This is a genomic window from Rhizobium sp. BE258 (genome assembly GCF_031457345.1).
Taxonomy (GTDB): Bacteria; Pseudomonadota; Alphaproteobacteria; order Rhizobiales; family Rhizobiaceae; genus Rhizobium.
Genome location: NZ_JAVDWL010000003.1, coordinates 199,158 through 216,025 on the forward strand (window position 1 = coordinate 199,158; position 16,868 = coordinate 216,025).

The window sequence follows — 16,868 nt, forward strand, 5'->3', positions numbered from 1 at the left end:
AAATATGAGCACATCGTAACATGAATATTTCATGTTGTCTCGGAATCGGGATTGTTGAAGAGGATAGATTTGCCGGAATGGTTATTTTCAATATTGGTGCAGAATAAATCTCATTTTTATACGTTATGTACCAATTTATTACGTTTTTTGGAGCGGGAAATCGTGTCTGGCCGGTTCAGCCCAAATAAAGTCGAGCACACATTCGTTAGTGCGGACCTGGCCGCAGTCACTTGTTCGTGATGGACCTCGGAAGAGAGCCCTTCCTGATCTGCGCGCATGACCATTGCGGCAATCCCGGCGGGGCTGGTTCCAGCGGCGGCGAAGGCGCCGGAGCGGTTCATCTCACGGAAGAAACCCTCGACCTTGCCATCCCAGGCAAGGCCCACCGCCGGGATACGCATGGCGTGTGCGGCGATGCAGGCATGCAGCCTGTGGGCGGCGATGACACTGTTTTGCCTGAGGATCGCCAGCAGCTGCTGCGGATCGCGCGGGCGGTCGGCCAGGCGTAGCGTCTCCGCGGTGCCGATACCGGCAGCCCTGCAGGACGACAGCACGGTTTCTGCCAGCTTCTGGTCTTCACCGGCCCCATTCGAAAACAGCGTGACGCGGTAACCGGCGCCGATCAGATGGCTGATAAGGTCGCGGTAATCGGAGACCGTGGTCAATGGAATGGAGAGCGCCGGGCGCGAAGCGTGTCGTGCCAGGATCTTCGGCTCGGTGACGCAGAGGCCAACGGATTTATGGACGGCAGGAAGATCCCTGGAAAAGAGGCTTGCGGCGAGCAGGCCGGGGTCGGGCTCGATCTGCGGCACCGGGCCTGAGGGGAAATATTCGAGCCAGTTGCGATAGGCAAAGCCGTCACGGACGGAGAGATGTGCGAGCCGGGTGTCCTGCAGCCGCCGGAACAGGCGTTTTGCCGATTCTGACCAGTGCGGGCCGACGCCGACGGCATAGATGGCAAGGGGCTTTCCCTGCCGTGCGGCGCAATCGAGCAGCGTGCCGACCTTCAGCGGAAAGTTCAGGTCGTCGTCCTGAAACAGATTGCCGCCGCCGAGAATGACGGCATCGGCGGCCGCGATCTTCGCGTCCCAGATGCGGCTGCTTTCGCGCAACTGTTTGGCCAGTGCCTTCGTGACGACGGCGCGTCGCAGCCGTGCGGGGAGGTGGCGCAGGATATTGAGGATCAGGCTGCGGTTCCTGCTGGTGCCGACGGCGGTGCGGCCGGCCAGATCGAGCGTCTCGACCTCTATGCCTTCGGCGCGCAACGTGGTTTCGATGCAGTCGGCCAGCAGGCCGTCTCCAAGGTTCTCGCTGTATTTGACGTTGAAGACGACGATTTTCATGAGTGAGCCTGTGCTGCGTCCTGGCTGCTTCGGAAGCGGAAGGCCGGTGCGGCCTGTGCCGGGCGGCTGACCGCCCGCGGCAGCGTCAGGGCTGCGACGCTGCCTGCGAGGATATAGAAGGTGAGGCCGAGATCGTAGACGGTGCCCGAGATGGTGGCCGTCACCAGCACCGCGAAGAAGCCGAGCTTGGCGGCGCGTACGGCGGCGATATCTTCCGGACGTTCGGCATCATGCTGCGGCAGGCGCGCCAGGACGACGGCGAGCGAGAAGATCACGAAGATCGCCGTCCCGGCAACGCCGAGGTTCGACAACAGCACGAGCACGAAGCTCGATGCGCGGGCGCTGCCCAGTCCGGCGCCGAAGCCATAGGTATTGACGAAGCTTTCGTAGGCGACCGAATTCCACATGAACCGCTCGCGGCCTGACTGGCTGTCGGCCTTTGAGAGGACCATTTCGTCGAGGAAGTCATGCAGGCCGGTGGCGAGATCGGGAAGCGCGACAACAACAATGACCGCCAGAAGCGGCAGGGCCGCAGCACCAAGGGTGATCGCCAGTGCGTGGCGGCCGCGGATCGCCCGGATCAGCAGGAACGGCATGATTGCCGCGACGCCGACGAGGGCGGTTGCCGATGTCGAGAGCAGCAGCGAGGTAAGCAGCGCCAGGGAGAGGATGCCGGTGATCTTCTTGCGCACGCCATCCAGCCAGAGGCTGGAGACGGCGGCAAATAGCACCAGCGTATAGTCGGCAAAGGCGGATGCTTCCGGGAAGGTTCCGGAAATACGCTTCAGTCCGCCTTTTTCCGAGGCTGTCAGAAGCGCGTAGTTGGCGGTATGCACGAAGCTCATCAGCCATTCGGTATGCGAGTAATAGGTGATGATGTCGGCGACAGCGAAGGAGAGATCGACCACGGTCGTGACGATCAGCGCGGTAACCAGCGAGGTGGCGATGCCTTCGCGGCGGAACCAGGCAAAGGTGCAGGCAAAGCAGAGCAGCCCACCGACGGCATAGACTGACTGGGTGATATTGTTGGACGAGAAGCGCAGCGGCTGCAGCGCGATGAAGCTGCGCGCGCCGACCTGGCGCTCGACGATCATCGTCTCGGCCATGCCTTGGAACAGCCGTGGGAAGAAGACGGCGGTGACCAGTCCGAAGACGGTCAGCGCCAGGAGATAGAAGCCGATCCTGGAGGGTGCGAAGGCCGCCAGTATCCGGCCTTCGCCGCAGCTCATCAGCACGCGGATGAAGAAGAAGACCAGGAAGAGATTAGGAACCAGAACCGATGCGCCGCCGAGACCCGACAGGTTGAAGGCGGCGGCAGAACCGAAAACCGTCGAAACGAAGATCAGCAGGAACGACCAGACCGGCGGCATGTAAAGTGCCGCCGCGCCCAATACCAACGTCAGAAATCCCATGATCTGAAAGTGCATGGAAGTCGTTGCCCAGCCCTATTTTCAGAAACAGTAGCATGCAGGAAAGCACCGCGTATTTACGCCCGCGGCTACTTCTTTCGGGCAGGGGCTCGGCCGAACGTGGTTCTTCACCCGGTTTCAGGGTCTGCCTATCGTTGCGCCATGTTCAATATATTCAAGACATCTCGCAACGAGCATCTGACCGGCGGGCGGCGTCCGTTGCTGCTGGCCATGTGCGCGGCCGCCCTCGCTGCAACCACCGCGGCACCGATCTTTGCAGACGACGCGGCGTCCGGCGATACGGGCGACGCTCTCGACCTCGACAAGATGAAGATCACCTTCGCCGACGAGTTCGACGATCTCAGCGTCTCGGCCTGGGGGCCGGGAACGCGCTGGATTGCGCATACGCCGTGGTCGGGAGATTTTGGCGGCGCGCGCTTTGCCAATCCCAAGGATGGCTTCCCATTCACCATCGATGATGGTGTGCTGCGCATCGAGTCCTCGAAGGACGGTGAGGGCGAATGGCGCTCGGGGCTGCTTGCCTCGGTTGATCCAAAAGGCAACGGCTTTGCGCAGCAATACGGCTATTTCGAAACGCGCGCCCAGCTGCCGACCGGTCCGGGTCTGTGGCCGGCCTTCTGGCTGATCGGCAAGGACCGCTCGAAATCGACGGCCGAGATCGACGTCATGGAGTATTACGGCGACAAGCCGGACGGTTATTCGTCGACCGTGCATGTCTGGTACAAGACCGGCGAGCACTATTCGAAATTCTCGCGGATCAACGCCTTCCTGAAGGCCAAGCCTGGAGACTTCCATACCTATGGCGTGAAGATCGACCCGAAATACATCCGCATGTATTTCGACAGGAAACTGGTCTGGAAGACCGAGACGCGGCCCGAGCATCAACAGCCGATGTATGTGCTGCTCAACCTCGGCCTCGTCGATAATGTGACGAAAGCCAGTGCACCCGATCCGTCGCATATGTTCGTCGATTACGTGCATGTCTACGGGCTGCCCTGAGCGGCAGCTTGGAAAGCAGGTCAACAGCACCAGAAATGGATAGCGGGAGCGGCAGAGATGCCGCTCCCGCTGCGTTTTGCCACCAGCGGCAAACCTAATTCTTTCGGCTAGGTCCGGTGCGGCCGCCTAGCCCTTTGCGGCCACTCCTCTACGCCCTCTACCGCCAGATAGCGCCGATTTCATCCCAATGATCATCTGGCGGAATCCCTGTGAAATGGGAAGGTCGGCTCACGGATGCCGCTCAGCAGACACCCGCCAGCGGGGTATGAAGGGGAAAAGGCGATGACGGGCCTTGCTTACACAGAAACGGCCGAGACGCAGGACATCGGCCACTACGACAGGGATCGCGGACTGCCGGCGATCGTCCACGGTCATGCGCTCAGAAATCCGGCCGCTACCGCGCTGGTTTTCGGCAACAGCCAGCTGAGCTATGGCGAGCTCGATACCATTTCGGATGCGCTCGCCGTCATGCTCCAGGAGCGCGGCGTGGTCCGCGGCGATGTCGTCGGGCTGCTGCTTCCCCGCAGCCTCGAAACCGTGGTCTGCATGCTGGCCATTCTCAAGGCGGGTGCCGCCTATCTGCCGCTCGATCCGGCCTATCCGGCCGAACACCTCGATTATGTGATTGCCGAATGCGCGCCGAAGATCATCTTCGCCGAGACGTCCTCTGTTCCGAAGCTGGCGCTGATCCCGGGTCTCGAGACCAAGACGCTGGATGCCCGCGCGGCGATTGCCGACGCTTCGGCCGCGCGCCCGGCTGTTCAGCCGGCCGGCCAACCCTGCGGCTGCGATGCCGCCTATGTCATGTTTACCTCCGGCTCGACCGGCCGGCCAAAGGGCGTCGTCGTCCCGCATCGTGGCCTCAGCAATCTGATCCTCGACCAGCGCCACAATATCCTCACCACCAAGGATGTGGTGCTGCATGCGCTGACGATCTCCTTCGATGCGTCGATGCTGGAAATCTGGAGCGCGTTGCTGAACGGCTGCAAGCTGGTGGGCATGCTGGATGTCAATTTCTCGGTCAGCCGCCTCTGCGAGCTGATCGAAGAGCACGGCGTCACCTTCCACGCCTCGACGCCGGGTCTCTTCAATCTCATGGCCGACTATGGGCAAGAGCGCATGCAGTCGCTGCGCCATGTCATCTATGGCGGCGATGTCGGCTCGGTCACCCATTCGCTGCGCTTCATGCAGTCGCATCCGAACTGCCGCGTCTCGAATGTCTATGGACCGACCGAAGCGACCGTTCTCGTCACCGCCTATTCGATCCCTGCCGATTTCAAGGGCTCGGAGCTGCCGATCGGCAAGGCGATCGCCCATACCGAGATCCGCATTCTCGATGACGAGCTCCGCGAAGTCGCTTACGGAACGGAAGGGCAGATCGCGATTGGCGGCGATGGCCTGGCGCTCGGCTATTTCAACCGCCCTGAGCTGACACGCGAGCGTTTCGTCATCGTCGATACGCGCGACGGCCCGGTGCGCTGCTATCTGACCGGCGATCTCGGCACGATGGACGCCGATGGGATGGTCTATTTCCGCGGCCGCCGCGACCGGCAGGTCAAGATCAACGGCAAGCGCATCGAGCTCGACGAGATCGAGACCGCGCTGCGCAGCGACACCCGGCTCGCCGAGGCGGCCGTTGTCTGCCAGGTGATGGGGCCGGAACTGAAGCAGATGATCGCCTATCTCTGCCCGCGCGAGGATCTGCGGGGCAGGGACCAGGAGCTGACTCGGGACGTGATGGCGGCTTTACGCGGCCGGCTGCCTGCCTTCATGATCCCGAATTCTATTGTCGTCATCGATGAGATGCCGCTCACCCGCTCGGGCAAGATCGACCGTTCGAAGCTGCTTGCACCGCCACCCGAAGCCGTCCCCGGCAGTCTCGACCTGACCGCCAAGAGCGGCGGCGAGGCGATGCTGACGCGGCTGTGGCGTGAGGCGCTTGGCAACAAGCCGGTCGATGCCGACACCAATTTCTTCGATCTCGGCGGCACCTCGCTGCAGCTGATGCAGGTGCACGCGCGGATCGAGGCCGAACTCGGCCGGGCGATCCCGGTCGTCCTGCTCTTCAAACATTCGACGATCCGGGAACTGTCCCGGTTCCTGGACGGCAAACTCGACAGTTCGGCCCGGGGAACCGCCGCAGCCCAGCGCGCCGAGCAACAGCGCAACAATATGGCTCGCTTCCGGAGGAATACGAAATGATGGGGGATCGCGGGGGCGATGCTGACGAAGCCTTGCAGGACGCAGGGCAGATCGCAATTGTCGGGATGTCGGGACGGTTTCCAGGGGCCAAGAACGTCGATGCGTTGTGGCAGCTGGTAACATCGGGCCGGAATGCCTTTTCCAAATTCACGCCGGAAGAACTCGAGGATTCGTTCACGGATGAAGAGCGGGCTCTTCCGAATTTCGTTCCGGCACGGCCGAACCTGACCGATGTCGACATGTTCGATGCCGAGTTCTTCGGGATGTTTCCGAAGGAGGCGGCGGTCACCGACCCGCAGCACCGGATCTTCCTGGAAATCTGCTGGGAAGCGCTCGAGGATGCGGCCTATGATCCGGCCGCCTATGACGGCCTGATCGGCGTTTTTGCCGGCGCTTCGATGCCGACCTATCTGATCAACAACATTCTCCGCGACCGGGCGACGGCCGAGGAAATGACCTCGAACTACCAGATCGGCTTCTACCAGCAGATCGTCGGTTCGCTGAACGATGCGCTGGCAACACGCATCGCCTACAAGCTCGACCTGCATGGCCCGGCCTTCTCGCTGCAATCGGCCTGCTCGACCTCGCTGCTCGCCGTATCCCAGGCCTGCCAGAACCTTCTGACCTATAGCTGCGACATGGCGCTGGCCGGCGGCGTGTCGATCACGCTGCCACAGAAGCGCGGCTACATCTACCAGGAAGGCGGCATGGTTTCCGCCGACGGCGTTTGCCGCCCGTTCGATGCCGATGCCACCGGCACCGTATTCGGCAGCGGCGCCGGTGTCGTGGTGCTGAAGCGTCTGGAAGATGCCCAACGTGACGGCGACGACATCTATGCTGTCATCCGCGGCTATGCCGTCAATAATGACGGCTCGGAGAAGGTCGGCTTCACGGCACCGAGCATTGCCGGTCAGGCGAATGTCATCTCCTCAGCCATCGCCAATGCCGGCGTCGATCCGGAGACGATCGGCTATATCGAATGCCACGGCACGGCGACACCGCTCGGCGATCCGATCGAATTTGGCGGCCTCAGCGAAGCCTTTTCCGGCATTGCCGGGCACCGGCGCAATGTTGCGCTCGGATCGGTCAAGGGAACGGTCGGCCATCTCGATGCGGCCGCCGGTGTCTGCGGCCTGATCAAGACGGCTCTGGCGCTGAAGAATGCCAAGATCCCGGCGATGCCGAATTTCCGGGCGCCGAACCCGCGCATCGATCTTGCCAATAGCCCGTTCTATATCCTGAGCGAGACCGCCGACTGGCCGGTCTCCGAGACGCCGCGTCGCGCCGGTGTCAGCGCCTTCGGCGTCGGCGGCACCAATGTTCACGTCGTGCTGCAGGAAGCCCCGGTTGCCGAGACGGTGCCGGCTGAGGGCCCCTTCATTATCCCGCTGTCGGCCCGTTCGCCGGAGGCGCTTTCGGCGATGCGCGGCAAGCTTCACGCGCATCTTGAAACCCATCCGGACACTGCGCTCGCCGATGTCGCTCACACGCTGCAGAGCGGCCGCCGCACCTTCAATCACCGCAGCGCTTTTGCTGCCGGCAGCCGCGACGATGCGATCGAGCGGCTGAAGTCGGAGCGCTATACCTCGATGGTGGCCGAGGACGCGGCACCGCCGATCGCCTTCATGTTTCCGGGGCAGGGCGCGCAATATGTCGGCATGGGTGCGGCGCTCTACAGCCGCGAGCCCGAATTCACCCGCTGGATCGACCGCGGCGCCGAGCTATTGAAGATGTCGCTGAATGCGGATCTGCGCGAATATATCTGCCATTCCGGCGCGGTGACGCAGGCGATGATGGACGAGCAGCGCGAGACGCAGATCGCCCAGCCTTGCCTTTATCTCGTCGAACATGCGCTGGCGCGCCTCTGGATGAGCCGAGGCGTACGCCCCTTCGCGATGATTGGCCACAGCGTCGGCGAGTTCGTCGCTGCAACACTTGCCAATGTCATATCCTTCGAGGACGGGCTGCGCCTGGTCGCCACCCGCGGGCGGCTGATGCAGAACCAGCCGCATGGCGCCATGGTTTCGGTCCGCTCCGATGTCGATACGGTCTCGGCCTATCTTCGCGAAGGCGTCGAGATCGCTGCCGTCAATGCGCCGAAGCTCTGCGTCATCTCCGGCACCTTCACGGCCGTCGATGCCGTCTGCGCCTCGCTCGACGGGGCCGGGATCGCCTATAGCCGCCTTCACACCTCGCATGCCTTCCATTCGGCGATGATGGACAATGCCGCCGATGCGCTGCGTGACGAGACGGCGCGGGTGACCTACGGCACGGCGACGCTGCCTTACATCTCCTGCGTCACCGGCGACTGGCAGACCGGCGAACGCGGCACGTCCCCGGACTATTGGGCACGCCACTGCCGCGAAACCGTTCGCTTCTCGGCCGGCCTCGAAACGCTGTGCCGCGGCGTCAAGCCGGTGCTGATGGAAATCGGCCCCGGCCGGGCGCTCTCGACCTTCGCATCGCAGACGCTGCCCAAGGAAGGCGTTGCGACGATCATCCAGTCGCTGCCGGAACATGACCGTGCCGACGCTGCCGCCGAAACGCTCGGCGAAGCCGTCGGCAAGCTGTGGATGGCCGGCTGCAATATCGACTGGCAGGCATGGTCGCATGGCGGCAGCAAAACGCACCTGCCGACTTATCCCTTCCAGCGCAAGCGCCATTGGGTCGATGCACCTCCTTCCACGCGGCGGGCAGCAACAACTGCCCCCGTACAAGCCCAACCAGCAACCGTATCAGCCCCCGCTGCGGTGACGGCATCCGTCGCCGGAGTTCAAGAACTGCAAACGCAACCTACCGGTGAGAGTAAATCCATGACCGTTTCTTCCGTTGTCGATCGTGTTCCTGTTCTCGAAGCCTCGCTGCTTCGGATTTTGAGCGACATCTCGGGTGAGTCGCTCAGTGCGAACGAGACTGCTGCGACCTTCCTCGAACTTGGCTTCGATTCACTGCTGATCGGCCAGTTCGCTCAGAAGGTGGAGCGCGAATACAAGGTCAAGATCTCGTTCCGCGAGTTGCTGAGCAACATCCCGTCGATCGCCGATCTTGCCCGCCATCTGGACCGCGAAATGCCGGTGCAGGCCGCACCTGTTGCCGCTGTTGCTGCAGCCCCTGCCGCAGTAGCCGCACCGGCACCGGTTCAGGCTACCGCACAGCCGGTGATGATCAGCGCTCCGCCGCTTGCCAATCCACTCTCTGCCGCACCCGGTACCCTCGAAGCCCTGATGCAGTCCCAGCTGCAGGTCATGCAGTCGCTGTTTGCGCAGCAGATGAGCCTGATGCAGGGCGGCACGGCGCTGGCCGCACCGGCGCCGGTCCAGAGTTTCGCGCCAGCCGCTGCCGCAGCACCACAGCCGGTCGAGGCCGCACCGGCACCTTCAGCGGCACCCGCTGGCGAAGGCGCGCCCGCCGATGCACCGGTGGAATCCCGGCGCATGAAGCTCTACAAGCCGGGCACGAAGAGCACCGTCAACGAGCTCTCGCCCGAGAAGCGCCAGTTCATCACCGATCTGATCGCCGCATACGAAACCAAGACACGCCGCTCCAAGTCCTCGACCGCCCGCTATCGCCGCCGCCTCGCCGATCCGCGCACCGCCTCCGGCTTCCGTCCTGAATGGAAGGAAATGGTGTTCCCGCTGGTCTGCGACCGGTCCAAGGGTTCGCGCATCTGGGATATCGACGGCAACGAATATATCGATCTGGTCAACGGCTTCGGCCAGACGGCCTTCGGTCACGCTCCCGATTTCGTCGTCCGTGCCGTCAAGGACCAGGCCGACGATGGCTTTGCGATCGGACCGCAGACGCCGCTTGCCGGCGAAGTGGCCGACATGATCGCCACGCTGACCGGCCATGAGCGCGTCACCTTCTGCAATACCGGCTCGGAAGCCGTGATGGCGGCCATGCGTCTTGCCAGAGCGGTCACCGGCCGCGACAAGATCGTGGTGTTCTCGAATGACTATCATGGCCAGTTCGATGAAGTGCTGGTCAAGGGCCGCAACCGCGCCGACAATCCGACGGCAATTCCGGTTGCCTCGGGCATTCCGGCGGCGTCGGTTTCGAACATGATCGTGCTGCGCTACGGCGCCGCCGAGAGCCTCGAATATATCCGCTCCAACGCAGACGATATCGCTGCCGTCATCATCGAGCCGGTGCAGAGCCGCCATCCGGAACTGCGCCCGGTCGAATTTGTCCGCTCGCTTCGCCAGATCGCCACCGATGCCGAATTCGCGCTTGTCTTCGACGAAGTCGTCACCGGCTTCCGCGTCGATCCGGGCGGCATGCAGGCCATCTGGGGCATCAAGGGCGATATGGCCACCTATGGCAAGGTCATCGGCGGCGGCATGCCGATCGGTATCCTGACCGGCAGCAGCCGCTTCATGGACGCGCTCGACGGCGGCAACTGGAATTATGGCGATGACTCGGTTCCGATGACGGCACCGACCTTCTTCGCCGGCACCTTCGTCCGCCATCCTCTGGTTCTGGCCGCTATGCGTGCGGTCATCGACCATATCAAGGGCGATGGTGCCATTCTTTATGATTGGGTTGCCGAACGCACCCAGGCGCTGATCGCCGAAATGAACGCCGACCTTGCCAAGCGCGGCATCGGCATTGTCATCCAGGGCTACAAGAGCTGGTTCATCACCGATTTCGGCAGCGAGGATCCGCTCGGTTCGCTGATCTATGCCCATATGCGCCTCAACGGCATCCATATCCAGGAGGGTTATCCCTGCTTCCTGACCACGGCGCATGTCGAAGAGGACTTCAACGCCATTGCCGCCGCCTTCCGCAAGAGCCTCGATGCCCTGCAGGGTGTCGGCATCCTTGCACCGGCGGAGCGCAAGACCAACGGCGCTTCCAACCCGTTCTACAAGTCGGAGACCGAAAGCCAGCCGAAGCTGCAGTCCGCACCGCTGACGGAAGCACAGAAGGAAGTCTGGCTCGCCGCCCAGGCCGGTGACGAAGCCTCCTGCGCTTTCAACGAATCCTTCCTGCTGACGCTGGAAGGCGAGTTCGACCATGCGATCTTCCAGCAGGCGGTCGATCGTGTCACGGCACGCCATGACGCGCTCAGCATCCGCTTTGCCCGCAGCGGCGAAAGCTTCGAATTCATCCCGAACTTCCGCCTCGAAGTGCCGCTGATCGACATGTCCGGCGACAGCGATCCGGACGCGCGGCTGCAGGAAATTCTCGACGGTGAGGCGCGCACGCCCTTCGATCTGGTCGAGGGCTATCTTGCCCGGGCCGCCATCATCAAGCTTGCCAAGGACAAGCATGTCTTCGTCTTCACCGGCCACCACATCATCTGCGACGGCTGGTCGCTGAATATCTTCGTCGGCGAGCTGTCGACCGTCTATTCGGCAATCAAGGAAGGCACGGACGTGGCTCTGCCGAAGGCCATGTCCTTCGCCACTTATGCGACGCAATATGCGCCGACCACGGAAAGCTCGGCTGCGACGGAAGCCTTCTGGCTCGATCAGTTCAAGACCATTCCGGGCCTGCCGGAACTGCCGCTCGACCGTCCACGCCAGGAGCCGCGCACCTTTGCGGGCGGTACCTGCACAGGCTTCATCAACACCAAGCACTACAAGGCGCTGAAGAAGGCCGGCGCGAAGTCGGGGGCGACATTGTTCTCGACGCTGCTTGCCACGCTTCAGGTCATGGTCTCCCGCCTCTCGGGCGAGCAGGATATCGTCATCGCCATCCCATCCGCGGGCCAGACGCTTGCCGGCGACGACGTGCTCTTCGGCCATTGCGTCAACCTTCTGCCGCTTCGCCAGATCGTCGATGCGCATGAAAGCTTTCTGACGCATCTGAAGGCCACCCAGCAGCTGGTGTTCCAGGCTTTCGAAAACCAGGGCTACACCTACGGCACGCTGGTCCGGAAGCTCGGCGTCAAGCGTGACGCCCGCCGCCTGCCGCTGACCGAAATCCAGTTCAACCTGGAGCGTGTCGCCGGCGGCGAGAGCTTCGGCGATCTTAAGGCGCAGATGGCGCCGAATGCCAAGGCCTTCTCCAACTTCGACCTGTTCTTCAATATGATCGAAGGCCGCGACGGCGTGCGCATCGACGTCGACTACAATGCCGATGTCTTCGACCGCGAAACGGTCGAGCGCTGGATCGGCCATTTCGATACGATGGTCAGCGCGCTGGCCGACGATCTCACGCTGTCGATCGAGAACGTGCCGATGCTGACGGCTGCCGAACGCTCCTGGCTGATCGGCGGGCTCAACGACACGGCCACACCCTACGACCAGGAAGAGCTTGCGGTCTCGCTGTTTGCCAAGCGCGCTGCCGAGCAGCCCGATGCAACGGCGGTCCAGTATGGCGCCGAGACGATCAGCTACCGCGACCTCGAGGCCCGCTCCAACGCTCTGGCGCTGGATATCCAGATGGCTGTTCCGCAGCCCGGCCAGCGGGTGGCGCTGCTCTGCGAACGCTCGATCGGCATGGTCGTCGCCCTGCTTGCGATCATGAAATCGGGACATGCCTATGTACCGATGGATCCCGGCCATCCCGTCGAGCGCCTGCGCCAGACGATCGATGCAGCCCGGATCGGCGGCATGGTCTGCGACAGCGACGAGCTGGCGGCCCTGGCATCCGGTGTCCCGGTCATCCGCCTCGACAAGCCGCAGACTGCGTCTATGACGGAGGCGGTCCTAAAAAACTCCGTTGAGGCCGGCGCGGCCGCCTATGTGATCTTCACATCGGGTTCGACCGGCGTGCCGAAGGGCGTCGAAGTCTCGCATGGCGCTCTGGTCAACTTCCTCTTGTCGATGCAGCGCGAGCCTGGCTTCACGGCCGATGACAGCATCGTTGCCGTTACGACGATCTCCTTCGATATCGCCGCGCTGGAGCTTTACCTGCCGTTGATTTCGGGCGGCAAGGTCATCATCGCCGATCGCCAGACGGTTCAGGACGGCTTTGCGCTGGTCGATCTCGTCAACAAGAGCGGCGCGAATGTTCTGCAGGCAACGCCAACCCTCTGGCAGATGCTTGTCGAGGCGGGGCTGAAGAACAAGCCTGCTCTCAAGATGCTTTGCGGTGGCGAACCGCTGCCGAAGGATCTGGCGAAGTCGCTGCTGTCGATCGGTGGTGAGCTCTGGAACATGTACGGCCCGACCGAAACCACCATCTGGTCGTCCGTCCAGCAGGTCGCCGACGCGGCAAAGCCAATCACCATCGGCCATCCGATCGCCAATACGCAGCTCTACATCCTCGACGATACCGACCAGATCGCACCCATCGGAGTTACCGGTGAGCTCTGCATCGGTGGTGACGGCCTGGCAAACGGCTACTTTGACCGTCTCGATCTGACCGAGAAAGCCTTCGTCCCGGTTGCCTTCGATCAGGGCAAGCCACAGCGTCTCTACAAGACGGGGGATGTCGGCAGGCGTCTGGTGGATGGTTCGCTGCAGCTGCTCGGCCGCCGCGACCAGCAGGTCAAGCTGCGTGGCTTCCGCATCGAGCTCGGCGACATCGAATCCGTCGTCGGCCAGGTCCCGGGGATTGCGCAATGCGCGGTGGTGGTTGCCGAGAACGACAAGGGCGACAAGTCGCTGGTTGCCTATGTGGTGCCGGCAGCAGGTGCAGGCGAGCCGTCTCCGGCAGAGCTTGCAGCCCATGCCAAGGCCAAGCTGCCGGGCTACATGGTGCCGTCCTTCTGGGTGCCTGAGGCTCAGCTGCCGCAGACGGCCAACGGCAAGCTCGACCGCAAGACACTGAAGCTGCGGGGCGTGCCGAAGCGTGAGGCGCAGATCATCACCGTGCAGCCGCGCACCGAGATGGAGCGCAAGCTGCTCGCCATCTGGCAGGATGTTCTCAACCTTCCGGATGTCGGCGTCGAGGACAACCTCTATGCGCTCGGCACCGACTCGCTCGCCATCTTCCGCATTGCGGCCCGCATGCTGGATGCCGGCCTGCCGCTCGAAGCCAAGCACCTGCTGCGCCACCCGTCGATTGCCGAACTTGCGGCTTTCGCCGAGCAGCAGGACGTGATGAGCCAGACGGCGGCGCAGTACCACGTCCCTTCACTGAAGGATTTCCGTAATGGCGCACGCCGCGGCTTGGGGAGAGCATGATGAGCGCATTCGAAAAGACACCTGCGCAGCCTGAGGACGGCCAGCAGATCATCGGTGAGTTTCCGTGCACGCAAACGCAGCTGCGCTGCTGGATCCTGAACCAGCTCAATCCCGGCAATCCGGGGCTGAACGTCGCGGTGCGCTGGGAAATCCGCGGCAACTTCAAGGCGGCAACACTGGAAGCGGCATTCCGCAAGATCATCCAGCGCCATGAAGTGCTGCGCACAAGGATTGTCGAAAAGGACGGTCGCCCCTATCAGCAGGTCGTCGACAGCGTCGACTTCAAGATGCCTGTGATCGATCTGCGCAACATGCCGCCGGAAACCCGCAAGAGCCGCGTGCCGTCGATCGGCGAGGAAACCGCGCGGGTGCCCTTCGATCTCAGCAAGGCGGGGCTCTTCCGCGTCACCCTGCTGATGATGGAAAACGATGTCGGCGTTCTCCTGATCACCGCGCATCAGAGCTGCTTCGACGGCTGGTCGATCCGCGTGCTCGGCCGCGAACTGGGCGAGATCGCCTCGGCAATCGATGCCGGACGCCAGCCCGACGTGCCGGAGCTTGCCCTGCAATATGGCGACTACGCGCTGTGGCAGACCGAATATCTGGCGAGCTACGGCTTCGAGACGGAAAGCACCTTCTGGCGCGAGAAGCTGACGGATGCGCCGTATTTCGAAGTCTCTCCCGACCGGCCGCGCGGCCCGGTCAAGACCACCAGCGCCGATCTGATCTCGGTCTTGCAGCCGATGGATTTCGGCGACAAGATCGATGCCGCCGCGCGCAAGGCACGCGTCTCGCTCTACAGCTACGGCACCGCGGTGATCAGCGCCATGCTGCAGCGGCTGACCGGGGAAAACTGCGTTCTGTTCGGCTCGAACGTCGCGGGACGCGAGGATACCGACCTTGAAAACCTGATCGGCGTCTTCATCAACACGCTGGTCCTGAAATACGACATGGGCGGCGATCCGACCTTCGCCGAACATATCCGTTCGTCGAACGAGATGCTGGAAGGGGTTCTCAACCACCAGCGCATGCCGTTCAACGAACTGGTCGGGATGATCAATCCGCCGCGCGATCCGTCGCGCAATCCGCTGATTTCGGTCAATTTCAACCTGTCCAAGGCTTTCCTCGAAGACCGCCGCTATGGCGAATTCGAGCTGATCAGTGCTCCGTCGCAATCGCCCGGTGTCATCTACGACCTGAGCTTCATGATGGTCGGCCGTCCGAGTGGCTGGCGCATGTCGATCGAATACAACACCGATCTGTTTGACAAGGAAACCATCGAGCTCTTCCTGCGCTACTGGAAGGAGACCTACGATGCGGTGCTTGCCAATCCCGACATGCCGCTTTCGGCACTGACGGTGCCGCGCCGCGGGGCTGCTCCGGTTGCGGTTCACCGCTTCGATCCGCATGATGTCGAGGGCGTGCTGCGCGCGCATCCTTCCGTCGGCGAGGCTGCCGTCGTTTCCGGTGGCGGGCAGATCGGCTCGCAGGCCTTCGTCGTTCCGTCGCCGAGCTGCGAGGATGCGCTCGACCGGCTGCCGGCGATCCTGATGCGCCATCTGGAAGCGCATGTCCCCGGTGACAAGCTGCCGAAGGAAATCAGCGTGCTGATGCGGCTTCCGAAGTCGGCCGATGGATCGATCGACCGTTCGGCGGTGCGTCTACCGGCGTCCGCTCCGGCCAAGGCTGTCCAGGCCGTTGCCACCGGTGGTGCCGCTATGAAGGCCGATCCGGAAAAGATGGCGGCGGTTGCCGCCCTCTGGAAGCAGATCCTCAATGTTCCCGCAGTGACGCCTGAGAGCGATTTCTTCGCGCTTGGCGGTCATTCGTTGCTGGCGCTGCGGATGCTCGCCGCCGTGCGCGAAAAGTTCAACGAAAAGCCGAACCTCGAGCTGCTGTTCCGCGAACCGACGCTCGAGCGGTTTACCGCATCGGTGTTCGGCGTCTCGACGGCGCCTGTGAAGGCAGAGGTTCAAGCTCCTGAAAATCCTTGGGAAATGATCACCTGCAAGCCGGGAACGGGAACGGAAGCGGTCTATACGCTGAATCACCCGTTCCTCTACTACCGGCTGGCAAGCGAGCTGCCGGAGACCGTTGCGGTCTACAACGTCAACATGTTCAACGCGCGGCTCGATGATGCGCTTGACAGCAAGTCGTTCGAGGAGATTGCCGCCCTTGCCATCGACGCGATGCAGATCCCGCCGCAGGTCACCTCGGTTTCCATCGTCGGCCTTTGCGTCAACGGCGTTCTCGCCTTCGAGATCGCCAGGCAGCTGCGCGAAGCGGGCAAGAACGTGCAGTTCACGGCGATGATCGACGCCTGGGCGCCGGGCTATTTCCGCTCGCAGCCGAAGTTCCGCCAGAAGCGCTGGACGATAGAGCGGCGCGTCAAGCGGTCGATCTACTTCACGCAGAAGGTGCTCGGTGGCCGCATGCCTGTCATCGATTACCTGAAGGAGTTCAACGTCACGCTCGGTCTGCTGCGTCTCTTCGGCGTCCGCAAGGGCGAATATTCGCCGGAAGAAGTCGCCAATGAGGCGGTGACCGGCCTGCTGGTGCGCGCATCCAGGCAGTACAAGCCGGCGCAGACGCAGGATCCGTCGATCGTCTTCCTGCGTAGCCAGGCACATCACCCGCGCGCCCGCAAGTTGCGGTTCGGCTGGGGCGAGGCGGTTGCCAAGGATACGGCATGCGTCGATCTCAGCGGCTGGCATGAGGACTCGCTCAGCAGCGACGGCATCCGCGAACTGGCCTCGGCAATCTCGAGGAAACTGCAGTCAGCAGATCAGAAATGACCCGCAACCCGTTGAAACGGA

General features: G+C 62.8%; 6 protein-coding genes. 4 read left to right on the top strand and 2 right to left on the bottom strand.

The annotated features are described in order from the left end of the window. Positions 1 to 116: 116 nt before the first annotated feature. Together J2X43_RS11500 and J2X43_RS11505 are read right to left on the bottom strand one after the other, a co-directional pair. On the bottom strand, positions 117 to 1,343 hold the full coding sequence (locus tag J2X43_RS11500; RefSeq protein ID WP_310294074.1) for a polysaccharide pyruvyl transferase family protein: 1,227 nt from the start codon (positions 1,341 to 1,343) through the stop codon (positions 117 to 119). Beyond that, complete coding sequence (locus J2X43_RS11505; protein WP_310294076.1) at positions 1,340 to 2,770, bottom strand: O-antigen ligase family protein; 1,431 nt, start codon at positions 2,768 to 2,770, stop codon at positions 1,340 to 1,342. Before J2X43_RS11505 ends, J2X43_RS11500 begins: the two co-directional genes overlap by 4 nt. A gap of 144 nt (positions 2,771 to 2,914) precedes the next feature. On the opposite strand from J2X43_RS11505, the gene J2X43_RS11510 reads away from it, so the two are divergent. The 4 genes from J2X43_RS11510 (at position 2,915) to J2X43_RS11525 (ending at position 16,847) form a co-directional block, all read left to right on the top strand. Further along, entirely contained in the window at positions 2,915 to 3,772 is an 858-nt protein-coding gene (locus J2X43_RS11510) for a glycoside hydrolase family 16 protein (RefSeq protein ID WP_310294078.1), read from the top strand. 282 nt (positions 3,773 to 4,054) lie between these two features. Then, positions 4,055 to 5,974, top strand: coding sequence for a non-ribosomal peptide synthetase (locus tag J2X43_RS11515; protein WP_310294080.1), 1,920 nt, complete (start codon positions 4,055 to 4,057; stop codon positions 5,972 to 5,974). After that, positions 5,971 to 14,052, top strand: a complete 8,082-nt coding sequence (locus J2X43_RS11520; RefSeq protein ID WP_310294082.1) for a non-ribosomal peptide synthetase/type I polyketide synthase — start codon at positions 5,971 to 5,973, stop codon at positions 14,050 to 14,052. Before J2X43_RS11515 ends, J2X43_RS11520 begins: the two co-directional genes overlap by 4 nt. Continuing rightward, entirely contained in the window at positions 14,052 to 16,847 is a 2,796-nt protein-coding gene (locus J2X43_RS11525) for a condensation domain-containing protein (RefSeq protein WP_310294083.1), read from the top strand. Before J2X43_RS11520 ends, J2X43_RS11525 begins: the two co-directional genes overlap by 1 nt. The last annotated feature ends 21 nt before the right edge of the window (positions 16,848 to 16,868 follow it).

What these genes read in the sequence shown, in the direction of transcription:
- J2X43_RS11505 (WP_310294076.1), bottom strand. Translation starts at nt 2,770, where the DNA reads ATGCACTTTCAGATCATGGGATTTCTGACGTTGGTATTGGGCGCGGCG.
- J2X43_RS11510 (WP_310294078.1), top strand. Translation starts at nt 2,915, where the DNA reads ATGTTCAATATATTCAAGACATCTCGCAACGAGCATCTGACCGGCGGG.
- J2X43_RS11525 (WP_310294083.1), top strand. Translation starts at nt 14,052, where the DNA reads ATGAGCGCATTCGAAAAGACACCTGCGCAGCCTGAGGACGGCCAGCAG.
- J2X43_RS11515 (WP_310294080.1), top strand. Translation starts at nt 4,055, where the DNA reads ATGACGGGCCTTGCTTACACAGAAACGGCCGAGACGCAGGACATCGGC.
- J2X43_RS11500 (WP_310294074.1), bottom strand. Translation starts at nt 1,343, where the DNA reads ATGAAAATCGTCGTCTTCAACGTCAAATACAGCGAGAACCTTGGAGAC.
- J2X43_RS11520 (WP_310294082.1), top strand. Translation starts at nt 5,971, where the DNA reads ATGATGGGGGATCGCGGGGGCGATGCTGACGAAGCCTTGCAGGACGCA.